The organism is Streptomyces sp. NPDC102360, assembly GCF_044766085.1.
Taxonomy (GTDB): Bacteria; Actinomycetota; Actinomycetes; order Streptomycetales; family Streptomycetaceae; genus Streptomyces.
This window is the reverse complement of sequence record NZ_JBIWLG010000003.1, coordinates 725,600-737,555: the sequence shown is the minus strand read 5'-3', so window position 1 is coordinate 737,555 and position 11,956 is coordinate 725,600. Positions and strand designations below refer to the sequence as shown.

The following is an 11,956-nucleotide window of genomic DNA, read 5'->3' as shown; positions in this document are numbered from 1 at the left end:
AACGCGGCGGTGACGGTGCGGCTCAGCGACCGCAGTGGTTTGAGCGACCTCAGCGGTCTGTGTGCGTTCTGCGAGCTCGGTGATGGCGACGCCCTCATCGCGACCCTCTCGATAGACAACGTTGTCGACGTGGTTCCTGTCGATCTTTGTCGGGAGGGAGGGGGTTCGTCAATGGATGAGGGTGCGGGGGCTGTTGGGGTGGCGTCCGGGGATGCCCCCACCACCGGAAACGTGCTTCACGGCGCCAACTTCTGTGCTACCTAAGGGCGTTCTTTTGTGTCACGGGAGCCTACTGGTGTGACCCACGTCACGTTACCAGCGGTATCTGAAACAGAGTGTCGCAGGTAAATTGCGGGTACCGCGCAGATGAGAACCACGTGTCTGAGTACCGCCGACGTCCCGAGCGACGTCGAACCCTCCGTCCCTGTCTCTCTCAGGGGCTCACGAGCGAGAGCGAGGACCCTCCGCGATGGAGCAGCAGCACGTCGACGTCCTGGTCATCGGTGCCGGAATATCCGGCATCAGCGCCGCGCGCCATGTCCTGCGCGACAACCCCAGGGCCTCGCTCGTCGTACTCGAGCGCCGCGCCCGCGTGGGCGGCACCTGGGACCTCTTCCGCTACCCCGGCATCCGGTCGGACTCCGACATGCCCACCTTCGGCTTCGGGTTCCGGCCCTGGAGCGACGCGCGCATCCTCGCAGGCGGCGCGCAGATCCGCCAGTACGTGGAGGACGCCGCGGCCGACGGCGGCATCCTGGAGCGCACCCGCTTCGGCCGCCGCGCCATCAGCGCCGACTTCTCGCACGAGACCGGACGTTGGACCGTCGAGGTCGAGGACGAGGGCACCGGCGAGCACGAGTCGTACAGTGCCGGCTATCTCGTCGGCGCGACCGGCTATTACGACTACGACAAGCCCTACCGCCCCGAGTTCCCGGGCGAGGCCGACTACCAGGGCACGCTCGTGCACCCCCAGCAGTGGCCGGATGACCTCGACTACGCCGGCAAGCGCGTCGTCGTCATCGGCTCCGGCGCCACCGCCATCACCCTGCTGCCCGCGATGGCCGACAAGGCCGCGAGCGTCACCATGCTGCAGCGCTCACCCACGTACGTCATGGCCCTGCCGGAGGTCGACCCGCTCACCTCCGTCATGAAGAAGCTGCGCGCTCCCGCCCGGCTGACCCACAAGGTCGTCCGGGCCCGCAACATCGCGTTGCAGCGCGGGAGTTACGCCTTCTGCCGCAAGTACCCCCGCCTCGCCCGCAAGGCGCTGCTCGGTCTCGTACGGGCGCAGGCGGGCAAGAGCGTCGACATGCGCCACTTCAGCCCCGACTACAAGCCCTGGGACCAGCGGCTCTGCGTCGTCCCGGGCGGCGACCTGTTCAAGGTGCTCAAGAGCGGCAAGGCGGCCATCGCCACCGACCACATCGACACGTTCACCGCCGACGGCATCCGCCTGAAGTCGGGCGAGGAGCTCAAGGCCGACATCGTCGTCACCGCCACGGGTCTGAGCGTCCAGCTCATGGGTGGCATGGACGTGACCGTCGACGGCGAGCCGGTGGACGTGACGAACCGTGTCCTCTACAAGGCCGTCCTGCTCGAGGGCGTGCCCAACATGTCGCTCGTCATCGGCTACACCAACGCCTCCTGGACCCTCAAGGCGGACCTGGCGGCCGACTACACCGCCCGCCTGCTGACGCACATGCGGCGGCACGGACACGACATCGCCACCCCGGTGGCCTCCGACGGCGACCGCTCCCAGTTCTCCGTCATGGGCGAGGCGCTGACCTCCGGCTACATCGCCCGCGCCGACAAGGTCATGCCGCGCCAGGGCACCCGCGACCCGTGGCGGCTGTGGAACAACTACTACCGCGACCGCGCCATGCTCCAGAAGGCCGCCATCGACGACAGCCCGCTGCGCTTCGACAAGGCGGGCCGTCCGGCCGACGTCAAGGAACCGACCCGCGCCGCCTGACCGTTCGCTCGCTCCACCCCTACCACCGACAATCGAGGACGAAGATGACCCCGAACCTGTCCAGGAAGGTCTACGACGAGCGCCTGCGGACCCTGTCCGAGGGCTCCGTCAACGTCAACTTCAATGCCTTCATCGACATCAAGTGGGACGACCCCGAGTTCACCGTGGACACGAGCGACACCCGCTGGGTGCTCACCTCCGCGGACGCCCTGGGCGCCCACCCCTGGTACCAGAAGCAGCCGCTGGAGACGCAGATCCGGATCGGGATCTGGCGCTGGGCGGTGATCGCCAAGGTGGGGATGCAGTTCGAGAACCTCCTGATGCGCGGGGCGCTCGACTACATCTACCAACTGGGCAACCAGAACCTCGAGTTCAGGTACCTCACCCACGAGATCACCGAAGAGACCCACCACACCCAGATGTTCCAGGAGCTGGTCAACCGCACCGGCGTGGACACCCCGGGCGGCAAGCGCTGGTTCCGCCAGCTCAGCCGGGTCCTGCCGCTGTTCGGCTCCCTCTACCCCGAGGCGTTCTTCACCGGCATCCTCGCCGGTGAGGAGCCCATCGACCACCTGCAGAAGGGGGCCCTGCGCAGTGGGGAGCCGGTGCACCCGTTGCCGCAGCGGATCATGCAGATCCACATCGCCGAGGAGGCCCGGCACATCTCCTTCGCGCACGAGTTCCTGCGGCTGCGCGTCCCGCGCTACGGCAAGGCCCGCCGGGGCGCCCTGTCCGTCCTCTTCCCGCTGATCATGCGGATCCTGTGCGACGTCATCATGATCCCGGACAAGAAGTCCGCCGATCTGGTCGGCATCCCGGACTGGGTGATCAAGGAGGTCTTCTGGAAGTCCGAGGCCGGCCAGAAGATGCTCCAGGAGCTCTTCTCCGACGTGCGGATGCTCGCCCGGGACATCGGCCTGATGAACAAGGTGTCCCGCCCGCTGTGGAGGGCCCTGCGCATCGACGGCCGCCCGGCCCGCTTCCGCGGCGAACCCGCGCCGCTCACCGACTGAGCACCCGCCTGTGCCAACTGGCCCTCTTTGAGCGCTGATTGACCACTCGTCAATCCTCGCGCCGCTCTTCCCTGAACGCCCGAACGGAGACCAGCCCGCCGTGCCGTACGCCGTCACCCGATCCTGCTGCGCCGACGCCTCCTGCGTGCTGGCCTGTCCGGTCAACTGCATCCACCCCGCACCGGGCGAGCCCGGCTTCGCCACCGCCGAGATGCTGTACGTCGATCCGCGCACCTGCGTGGACTGCGGCGCCTGCACGTCGGCCTGCCCGGTCGACGCGCTCAAGCCGCACACCGCCCTCAGCGAGGCGGAGTTGCCGTTCCTGGAGCTGAACGCCTCCTACTACAAGCAGAATCCGCACGACGACCGCGCACCGATGTACGTCGTGCCGAAGCAACGCACGCTCCCCTCGGGCGAGTTGTCGGTCGCCGTCATCGGCGCGGGCCCCGCCGGACTCTTCGCCGCCGACGAACTCCTGCGGCACCCGGGTGTCCGCGTCACCGTCCACGACCGGCTCCCCACCCCGTACGGTCTCGCGCGGGCCGGCGTCGCACCCGACCACCAGGACACCAAACAGGTCACCGAGCTGTTCCGGACCATCGAGTCGCAGCCCGGCTTCAGCTACCGCCTCGGCGTCGAGGTCGGCACCGACCTCACCCACGCCGACCTGCTGCGCGAGCACCACGCGGTGATCTACGCCGTCGGCGCCTCGACCGACAAGCGCCTCGGCATCGAGGGCGAGGACCTGCACGGCAGCGTCTCCGCCACGGACTTCGTCGCCTGGTACAACGGCCACCCCGACCGCGCCCACGACGAGCACCCCCTCGACACCGAACGCGCCGTCGTCATCGGCAACGGCAACGTCGCCCTCGACGTCGCCCGCATCCTCACCGCCGACCCCGACGCACTGGCCCGCACCGACATCTCCGACCGTGCGCTCGCCGCGCTGCGTGCGAGCAAGGTCCGCGAGGTCGTGCTCCTCGGTCGCCGGGGACCCGCACAGGCGGCGTTCACCGTGCCCGAACTCCTCGCGCTCTCCGCCCTGAAGGACGTGGACGTGAGCATCGAGGGCTGGCCCGAGGGCCTGGCCCACGACACCAACGAGAAGACCCGGCTGCTGGCGGAACTCGCCGCCCGCACCCCGGTCGAGGGCCGTCGCCGCATCGTGCTGCGCTTCCTCGCGGGACCGGCACGCCTCGTCGGCGAGGACCGCGTACGCGCCCTGGAGCTGACCCCGAACACCCTGCACACCGACGAGGACGGCACCGTACGTGCCCGGCCCACGGGCGCCACCGAGACCCTGGAGGCCGGCCTCGTGCTGCGCTCCGTCGGCTACCGAGCCCGCCCCGTCCCCGGCCTGCCCTTCGACGAGGACAGCGCGACCGTCCCGCACGAGGCCGGCCGGGTCGAGCCCGGTGTCTACGTCGCGGGCTGGATCAAGCGCGGCCCGACGGGGTTCATCGGCACCAACAAGACCTGCGCTCACGAAACGGTCGAGTCCCTCCTCGACGACTTCGCCGCGGGCCGCCTCCCGCAGCCGGAGCCCGGGGCCACGGCGGCGCCCGACGCCCTGGGCCTGGAGGCCTGGCAGGCGATCGACCGCACGGAAAGGACTGCGGGGGAGGCCCAAGGACGCCCCCGCGTCAAGCTCACGGACACCGAGTCCCTGCGTCAGGCCGCACGGGCCGTCCCGGTCACGACGGGCTGACGAGGCCGACGAACAGCGCTGCCGGTCGCATCACGACCGGCGGCGCCGTCAGGCCCCTTCCACATCCGCGACCCGCTGCTGCGGCGTCAGCTCCACGCCGAAGTCCCGCAGCGCCGCCTCCAGCACCGCCCAGACCGAGCGGCACAGCATGGCGCGCAACTCGTCCTCGGACAGCTCGCGTTCGGGATCGCGCATCCACTGATTGACCGCGGTGTCCACGAACCCCACGATGCCGACCGCCACCGAGCGGATCGGCGCCTCCTTCACCCCGAGCGCCCCCAGCACATCACTGAACCGCTCGCTCAGCATCAGCGCGATGGCCGTCTTCGTGTCCGCCACCAGTGAGCCGTCACCCATCGCGTGCTCGGGGACCCCCATGTAGGCGTACAGGCGTGGATGCTGGGTCACCCAGTCCAGATGCGCGCCCACCACGCGGTGCACGGACTCCTCGACGGTGCCCTCGAAGCTGAGCGTGGGCTCCATCCGCTTCACGAACGACTCCACGACCCGCCGGCGGATCAACTCGTCGAACGAAGCGCGGTCCTTGAAGTGCCGGTAGAGCACGGACCGCGGCAGCCCCACACGCTCAGCCAGGCGCTGCATCCGAAAGTGCGCGCCCTCGTCCTCGATGAGCGCGACCGCCGCGTCCACCAACTCCACCTGGCGCTGTGCCTTGTGCCCGTCCCAGCGGGTGGAGCGTCCATCAATCTGCGGCTCACCGCCGGTTCTCTCCGCCATCCCCCCAGGATATCGGCCCGTCCTGAACACATGTGCAACGGCGCGTTTGCGCCAGTTCGGCCGCATGGTATGGAAACGTTCCTTCCGCAAGGTGGCCGCCGTCGGGGACCTTCCGCCCCCTCCTGGGCCCCGGCGGCGCTTGCGGCACGTCGAGCGAGCCGTGGATGAAGCCGATGAGACGGCTGCCCGGCCGCTCAGCGCCGCTCGCTCAGGTTGCGTCGCAGTCGGCCCACGCGCTCAAGGCCCGTGCGTACCTGCGCCGACAGCGCCCCGGCCTCGCCGAGAGGCTCGTGCGGGCGGACGACTGGTGTCCGGGCGAGTGGCTGCTCGGCAAGCCGGTGCCGGCCCTGTACGGACTGTGGACGCTCCGTGGCCTCAGGCCCGAAGGGCGCGAGACCTCCCGGTAGGCGGCAGCCGCGCGGCACTCACTCCCCGGTCCCTGCCGTCGCGAGTTTCACCGCGATGCGGCTGCGGGATCCGATGCCGAGCTTGGAGAGGATGCGTTCCATGTGGGCGTCGACCGTGCGGCGCGAGATGAAGAGGCGTTCGGCGATCTCCCGGTTCGACAGGCCGTCGGCCGCCAGGCGCGCCACCTCGTGTTCCCGGCGGGTCAGCGACTCCCCGGAGGCCGTCCTGCGCTGGCCCGGCAACTCCGCCGATTCCAGGACGAGTTCGTCCGCCCCGGTGAGCGCCGCCGCGAACAGGGCCTCGCGCGGTGCGGTGGCGCCCAGCTGCCACAGCTGCTCGTAGACGTCCCCGCCCAGGCCTGAACGTGTCGCCTCCGCCGCCGTCCGGTGGTTCTCCACGGACACCGGCGCCCCGCTCAGCAGCTCGCCGCCGGTCGACTGCCACAGCGCGTCCGAACCGCCGAACAGCCACGCGGCCCGCCGGTGACGGCCGTCGCGGGCCGCGGCCCAGGCCATGATCTCCACCGCGTAGCCGCAGCCGATGACATCGCCGAGGGCCGCCTTGAGCGGCAGCGCCTCCTTGAGGGCCGCCTCGCTCGCCCCCGAATCGCCCTTCGAGTAGTGGCTGATCCCCACGACGGTGTGCACGAAACCACGCAGCCAGCACTCCTTGGAACCGGCGCCAAGCCGGGCGAGCCCCTGGCCGCTGCGCTCCAGAGCGAGATCGTCCTGCCCGGACAGGTGGTACTGGTACCCGGCCTGGACGTCCAGGCAGACCAGACCGACGAGGTCGCCGAGCGCCGCGAGACGTTCATGGGCCGCCACCGCGGCCCGCTCGGCGCGATCGAAGTCGCAGGCGAACGTGTACGCGCAGTGCAGGTACAGCCAACCGCGGGCCCTGATCAGCGATTCGCCGAGCCGGTCGGCGATCTCGATGCCTTCCTTGATGTCCGGCACGGCGCCGACCGGGTCGCCCTGGAACGTCCTGATGTACCCGCCGATGATCAGCGCCCAGGCCCGCTCCGGTGTCGCCCCGGGAAAGGCCGCCGCGGCCTTCCGCTGCCAGTACCGCCCCTCCGTGAGGAGCCCGGTGATCTGCCAGTACCCCCACAGCGCCCCGGCGAGCCCGGCCCCCTTCTGCTCCCGGTCACCGCGCCCGAGCGCGTACTCCAACGCCAGCCGAATGTCGGGGTGTTCGCGGCGCAGCGCCTGGCAGCGCGGCAACTGGTCGTCGTCGATGAAGTGCCGGTCGAACTCGTCCGCCGCCTTCACGTACCGGGCCAGATGCCGGTCGCGCGCGGCTGTCTCCTCGCCGGACGCGACCAGCTTCTCCGCCCCGTACTCGCGCAGCGTGTCGAGCATCCGGTAGCGGGTGGCACCGTCGGCGCCGGTGCCGGGACCGAACTCGTCCACCCGCTGCACCACCGACTTGTCGACGAGGTCGATGAGCACCTCCAGCACCTCGTCCGAGCCCAACTCGCCGAACCCGCACACCTCTTCGGCGGCCGCGAGGTCGAATACGTCACCGAAGACGGAGAGCCGTGCCCACAGCCGCTGCTCGCGGGCGTCGCACAGGTCGTGGCTCCAGTCGATGGTCGTACGCAGCGTCTGGTGGCGCGGCAGCGAAGTGCGGCGGCCGCCGGTCAGCAGCCGGAAGCGGTCCTCCAGGCGGTCGATGAGCTGGTTCAGCGGCACGGCGCGCAGCCGGACGGTGGCCAGCTCGATGGCGAGTGGCATGCCGTCCAGGCGGCGGCAGAGTCGCACCACGGCTTCCCGGTCGGCGTCGGTGACCTCGAAGCCGGGGACGACGGCCGCGGCCCGCTGCTCGAAGAGGGAGACCGCCTCGCCGCCGGCGTCGGACACACTGAGCGGCGACAGCGGGAAGGTGTGTTCACCCGGCACGTCCAGCGGTTGCCGGCTGGTGGCCAGGACGCGTACGCCGTCGGTCTCGCGCAGCAGTACGTCCACGAGTTCGGCGCAGGCGTCCACCAAGTGCTCGCAGGTGTCCAGGACGACGAGTGCGGGCGTCTCGCGCAAGTGGTCGAGCACCACGTCCAGTTGGGGCCGCCCCGACTGCTCGGGAAGGTCGAGGCAGGCGGCGAGGGTGTGCGGCAGCAGTCCGGGGTCGCGCAGCGCGGACAGTTCCACCAGGCACACCGGCACATCGGCCCCGGTGGTGCGGCCCGCGAGCGCGCGGAGCGCGAGCCGGGTCTTGCCGACGCCGCCGGGCCCCACCACGGTGACGCAGCGCTGCGTGTCCAACGCGGCCGCCAACTGGGCCAATTCAGGGGCCCGGCCGATGAAACCGGTGAGCTCGCGGGGAAGTTCGCCGGGACGGCGCCGCACAATGCCGAACGTCATGCAGCGCATTGTCCCTCGCGTGCCCGAGGCGCTCGGCGGGATACGCGAAGGTTCCCACGAATCGGTGAGGCGCGGCGTAGGATCCGCCGTCCGCTGCCGGGCTGCGCGGTTCAGTGGTCGAGCGCGGAGATGGCGGCGAGGCCGGCCACGCACAGCACCGCCCACGCGGCGATCAACGTACGGCGGTTCATCGGCTGAGGCTTGGGCACCCCGGCATCCTACGAGGCCCGTGGCGCTGGTGTGCGAACAGTCGAACAGGTTGCGTGGGAATGATGCCCATCCGCGACTATGCCAACGGCACTTCTGGCTCCGTACCTAAGTTGATTCGAGCGCCGTTCTACGGCTCGTTCCGCGGCGCGTCCACGGGGAAGGGGATGATCAGGATGGGTCCTGGCAGAGGCAGTGAAAGGCGACTCGAAGCGACCGTCCGAGGGCTCGTCGTCGAGGTGGACGGTGGCGCGTGTGAGCCGTGCGACGTCATGCTCCGCTACACGGGGGAAGCTCCACTGGTCGTTGCGGTGACCGTGTCGCGGCTCGGTCGTCGTGCCGAACACTGGGAGATATCCCGGGACTTGTTGTCGGACGGCCTGTCCGGCCAAGCGGGCATCGGCGACGTGACGGTGTGCCCCGACGTCGGTCCCGACGGCCCGCCCGGAGTACTGCTGCGGGCCCGGGACGCGGAGCGTGCGCTCGGCATTCGCGTCGGCCACCAGGCACTGCTGCTCTATTTGGCGCGCAGCCACGCCCTGATCCCGTTTGGCAGCGAAGTTCGCCCCGCCTGGATCGACAAGGGGATCGAGGGGCTGCTCGCGCCGCGATGACGGCGCCGTGGCGGGCGTCGATTCATCTGCGCGTGTAATGCGCGATGATCACCCCCTTCGGAGTGGTGACACTGCCGGTGAGCTCGAACTCGGTCAGCGGCGCGGGCCCCTCGAACAGTCTCGTCCCAGTGCCGAGGGTCAGCGGATGGATCAGCAGCGTGTAATGGTCGATCAGGCCGGCGGCGTGCAGGCTTCGTACCAGCGAGGGACTGCCGTTGATGGACAGATCCTTCCCGGGCCGCGCCTTGAGTTCGGCCACCGTCTCGACGGCGTCGCCGCGCAACAGCACCGAGTTCTCCCAGGCCTCCGCGTCCTCGAGGCTCCTCGAAACGACGTACTTGGTGGCCGCGCTCATGTGCGCGGTGAACGGGTTGCCGTCGGTCGAACGCCCCCAGGACGCGAGGAAGTCCTCCCAGGTGCGGCGGCCGAACAGCATGTCGCCCGGCGCGGCCATGCCCTTGGCCAGCTCCTGCCCCATGACCTCGTCGTTGTACCGGGGCCCCCAGCCGCCGTGCGTGAAGCCACCTCGGGTGTCCTCGTCGGGGCGGCCCAGCCCCTGCACGACGCCGTCCATGGTCATGAACATCCTTACGGTGATCGCGCGCATCGCTCTCCTTCCCCTTCTCTCTGTCCGTCGCCACTCTTCTGTCCGGAGGTGACGCCGGTCCAGGGGCCGTGCCGCCGGGAACGTGACAGTGACCCCGTCGGCCGCGTCCACCGTGCACCCGATCGCCTCCCCATCACCTCGTGGGCGGTCGGCCGTGACACCGCCGACCACGCACGAAGTCCGAACACTTAGGGTCGACAGATGGACCACGAACCCATGCGCCGCGTCGCCGAGTTCCGGGAGACATTCGACGGCGCCGCCCGTGCCGAGAGCCCCGAACTGGCCGAACACCGTCGGATGTTGCTGACGGAAGAAGCACACGAGGTGGCGGAAGCCCTCACCGAGCTGGCGACGGCCCTGCGGGCCGGCGCCGACGCGGCCACTGCGTACAGGGCGGTGGCCAAGGAGCTGGCCGACGTTCTCTACGTCACGTACGGCGCCGCCGACGCCCTCGGGATCGACCTGCCGGCCGTGTTCGACGAGGTCCACCGCTCCAACATGAGCAAGCTCGACGTGGACGGCCGGGTCCTGCGCCGGGAAGACGGCAAGGTACTCAAGGGGCCCGGCTACCGGCCACCCACCCTCGACGACGTCGTCGTATGGCCGCCGGCCGGTTGCTCGGCATGACCGAACAGAGTCCCGCCCAGCCGCTCAACTTCGTCGTCGTCCTCACCGACGATCAGGGGCGCTGGGCCATGCCGCACCGTATGCCCGAGCTGCACATGCCGCATCTCGCCCGGCTCATGGACGATGCCGTGGAACTCGACCAGTTCTACTGCGCTTCGCCGGTCTGCTCCCCGGCCCGCGCGTCCCTGATGACCGGGCGGATGCCGTCCGCGCACGGCGTGCACGACTGGCTCGTCGGCGAGCGTCATCCGGACGCCGAACCCGACCACTATCTCGCCGGGCAGCCCACCACACCGGAAGTCCTCGCCGACGCCGGCTACGCGTGCATGATGAGCGGCAAGTGGCATGTCGGCCACTCCCAATGGCCGGCTCCCGGGTTCACCGACTGGTACGCGCACCGCTACGGCGGCGGGCCGTACTACGACGCCCCTGTGTGGTCGCCCGATGGCACACCCACCGCCCAAGAGGGCTACCTCACCCACGCGATCACCGACAACGCCGTCCGCTTCCTCCGCGAGCGGGACCGCGGCCGCCCCTTCTACCTCCAGGTCAACTACACGGCCCCGCACGACCCGTGGATCGACAACCACCCGCGCCAGTACCTCGACCGGTACGCCGATTGCGACTTCCCCTCAGTCCCCCGCGAACCACGTCACCCATGGACGAACCCGCGACGGCGCGCCTTCCAGGCCGCGTTCGACGACCCGGCCGCGAACCTCGCCGGCTACTGCGCCTCGCTCACCGCGGTCGACGAAGGCCTGGCCGGCCTGCGCGCCGAGCTGGAGGCCCAAGGCGTATGGGAATCCACGGTGTTGCTGTTCACGGCCGACAACGGTTTCTCCTGTGGACACCACGGTCTGTGGGGCAAGGGCAATGGCACCTTCCCCCTGAACTTCTGGGACAACTCCGTGCGCGTTCCCGCCGTCGTCCGCGTCCCGGGCGGCACGCGCGGCGTGAGCGACCGCCTCATCAGCGCGGCGTCCTGGCACGCCACCGTGTGCGAACTCGCCGGAGTCCGGCCGCCGGACGACCAGTGGGGGGTCAGCGAGCCGTTCGCCGACCTGCTGCGCGCACGCCCGGCGCCGCGGCCGGAGACGGTCGTCGTCCTCGCCGAATACGGCCAGGGCCGCATGATCACCGACGGCCGCTGGAAACTCGTTGTGCGCTCCGAAGGCCCCGGCGAGCTCTACGACCACGCCGACGACCCGGACGAACGCACCAACCTCTTCGGCACGCCCGCCACCCGCGGCGCCCAGCAGGACCTCACCGCGGCGCTGCACGATTGGTTCGCCCACCATGAACGCGCCGGGATGTCCGCCTACCATCGTCGCGTCACCGGGCACGGCCAGGTACATCCGCTGTCCCGGGGACGCGACGACGAGGCCACGTACGTACAGAGCGACACCCCTTGAACCCACCCCGCCGCTGTCCGACCTCACCTCCTAAACTGGTCCGGTGACGGACAACACCTGCACCCAATGCGGCACCGGCGGCCTGGAAGACGGATTCATCGAGGACGCGGGGGAGCACTCGCGTGGCTACGCGCGCTGGATCGAAGGCGCGCTGGAGCGCGGCATCTTCGGCGGCGCCAAGCGGCTCGGCCGGCCCCGCCGACGGATCGAGGCGCGGCGCTGCCCCAAGTGCGGACACCTCGAACTGTTCGCCATCGACCAGGTGTAGGGCCTGTCGTTCGGATCGGGCC

General features: G+C 70.2%; 11 protein-coding genes. 8 read left to right on the top strand and 3 right to left on the bottom strand.

Translation table 11 applies throughout. The annotated features are described in order from the left end of the window. The first annotated feature begins 469 nt into the window (after positions 1-469). The 3 genes from ACIRHA_RS17705 (at position 470) to ACIRHA_RS17695 (ending at position 4,693) form a co-directional block, all read left to right on the top strand. On the top strand, positions 470-1,972 hold the full coding sequence (locus ACIRHA_RS17705; protein WP_403846161.1) for a flavin-containing monooxygenase: 1,503 nt from the start codon (positions 470-472) through the stop codon (positions 1,970-1,972). Positions 1,973-2,016: 44 nt separating this feature from the next. Continuing rightward, positions 2,017-2,985: a diiron oxygenase gene (locus ACIRHA_RS17700; protein WP_403846159.1), complete on the top strand. Its 969-nt coding sequence runs from the start codon at positions 2,017-2,019 to the stop codon at positions 2,983-2,985. A 100-nt stretch (positions 2,986-3,085) separates the two neighbouring features. Then, positions 3,086-4,693, top strand: coding sequence for an FAD-dependent oxidoreductase (locus ACIRHA_RS17695; RefSeq protein ID WP_403846157.1), 1,608 nt, complete (start codon positions 3,086-3,088; stop codon positions 4,691-4,693). Between the two features lie 48 nt (positions 4,694-4,741). On the opposite strand, the gene ACIRHA_RS17690 is transcribed toward ACIRHA_RS17695, so the two are convergent. Beyond that, positions 4,742-5,431, bottom strand: a complete 690-nt coding sequence (locus ACIRHA_RS17690; RefSeq protein ID WP_403846154.1) for a TetR/AcrR family transcriptional regulator — start codon at positions 5,429-5,431, stop codon at positions 4,742-4,744. A gap of 164 nt (positions 5,432-5,595) precedes the next feature. Between ACIRHA_RS17690 and ACIRHA_RS17685 the strand changes: the two genes are divergently transcribed. Continuing rightward, positions 5,596-5,838 (top strand): hypothetical protein, encoded by a 243-nt coding sequence (locus tag ACIRHA_RS17685; protein ID WP_403846151.1) that lies wholly within the window; start codon positions 5,596-5,598, stop codon positions 5,836-5,838. Between the two features lie 18 nt (positions 5,839-5,856). On the opposite strand, the gene ACIRHA_RS17680 is transcribed toward ACIRHA_RS17685, so the two are convergent. Continuing rightward, positions 5,857-8,199, bottom strand: coding sequence for an ATP-binding protein (locus ACIRHA_RS17680; protein ID WP_403846148.1), 2,343 nt, complete (start codon positions 8,197-8,199; stop codon positions 5,857-5,859). Positions 8,200-8,471: 272 nt separating this feature from the next. Here ACIRHA_RS17680 and ACIRHA_RS17675 point away from each other — a divergent pair, with 272 nt between their 5' ends. Beyond that, a complete protein-coding gene (locus ACIRHA_RS17675) occupies positions 8,472-9,020 on the top strand; it encodes an SsgA family sporulation/cell division regulator (protein WP_403846145.1) in 549 nt (182 codons plus the stop codon). A 22-nt stretch (positions 9,021-9,042) separates the two neighbouring features. On the opposite strand, the gene ACIRHA_RS17670 is transcribed toward ACIRHA_RS17675, so the two are convergent. Further along, positions 9,043-9,627: a dihydrofolate reductase family protein gene (locus ACIRHA_RS17670; protein ID WP_403846142.1), complete on the bottom strand. Its 585-nt coding sequence runs from the start codon at positions 9,625-9,627 to the stop codon at positions 9,043-9,045. A 201-nt stretch (positions 9,628-9,828) separates the two neighbouring features. Here ACIRHA_RS17670 and ACIRHA_RS17665 point away from each other — a divergent pair, with 201 nt between their 5' ends. The 3 genes from ACIRHA_RS17665 to ACIRHA_RS17655 are packed head-to-tail and all read left to right on the top strand — an operon-like array spanning position 9,829 to position 11,934. Beyond that, positions 9,829-10,254 (top strand): MazG nucleotide pyrophosphohydrolase domain-containing protein, encoded by a 426-nt coding sequence (locus tag ACIRHA_RS17665; protein ID WP_403846139.1) that lies wholly within the window; start codon positions 9,829-9,831, stop codon positions 10,252-10,254. Then, positions 10,251-11,666, top strand: a complete 1,416-nt coding sequence (locus ACIRHA_RS17660) for a sulfatase-like hydrolase/transferase (protein ID WP_403846136.1) — start codon at positions 10,251-10,253, stop codon at positions 11,664-11,666. The genes ACIRHA_RS17665 and ACIRHA_RS17660 overlap by 4 nt, the downstream gene beginning before the upstream one ends. A gap of 43 nt (positions 11,667-11,709) precedes the next feature. Continuing rightward, positions 11,710-11,934, top strand: a complete 225-nt coding sequence (locus ACIRHA_RS17655) for a hypothetical protein (RefSeq protein ID WP_403846133.1) — start codon at positions 11,710-11,712, stop codon at positions 11,932-11,934. Positions 11,935-11,956 lie beyond the last annotated feature (22 nt).

Coding starts and splice junctions, on each gene's coding strand:
- ACIRHA_RS17690 (WP_403846154.1), bottom strand. CDS start 5,431: ATGGCGGAGAGAACCGGCGGTGAGCCGCAGATTGATGGACGCTCCACC.
- ACIRHA_RS17665 (WP_403846139.1), top strand. CDS start 9,829: ATGGACCACGAACCCATGCGCCGCGTCGCCGAGTTCCGGGAGACATTC.
- ACIRHA_RS17670 (WP_403846142.1), bottom strand. CDS start 9,627: ATGCGCGCGATCACCGTAAGGATGTTCATGACCATGGACGGCGTCGTG.
- ACIRHA_RS17660 (WP_403846136.1), top strand. CDS start 10,251: ATGACCGAACAGAGTCCCGCCCAGCCGCTCAACTTCGTCGTCGTCCTC.
- ACIRHA_RS17675 (WP_403846145.1), top strand. CDS start 8,472: ATGCCCATCCGCGACTATGCCAACGGCACTTCTGGCTCCGTACCTAAG.
- ACIRHA_RS17685 (WP_403846151.1), top strand. CDS start 5,596: ATGAAGCCGATGAGACGGCTGCCCGGCCGCTCAGCGCCGCTCGCTCAG.
- ACIRHA_RS17680 (WP_403846148.1), bottom strand. CDS start 8,199: ATGACGTTCGGCATTGTGCGGCGCCGTCCCGGCGAACTTCCCCGCGAG.
- ACIRHA_RS17705 (WP_403846161.1), top strand. CDS start 470: ATGGAGCAGCAGCACGTCGACGTCCTGGTCATCGGTGCCGGAATATCC.
- ACIRHA_RS17700 (WP_403846159.1), top strand. CDS start 2,017: ATGACCCCGAACCTGTCCAGGAAGGTCTACGACGAGCGCCTGCGGACC.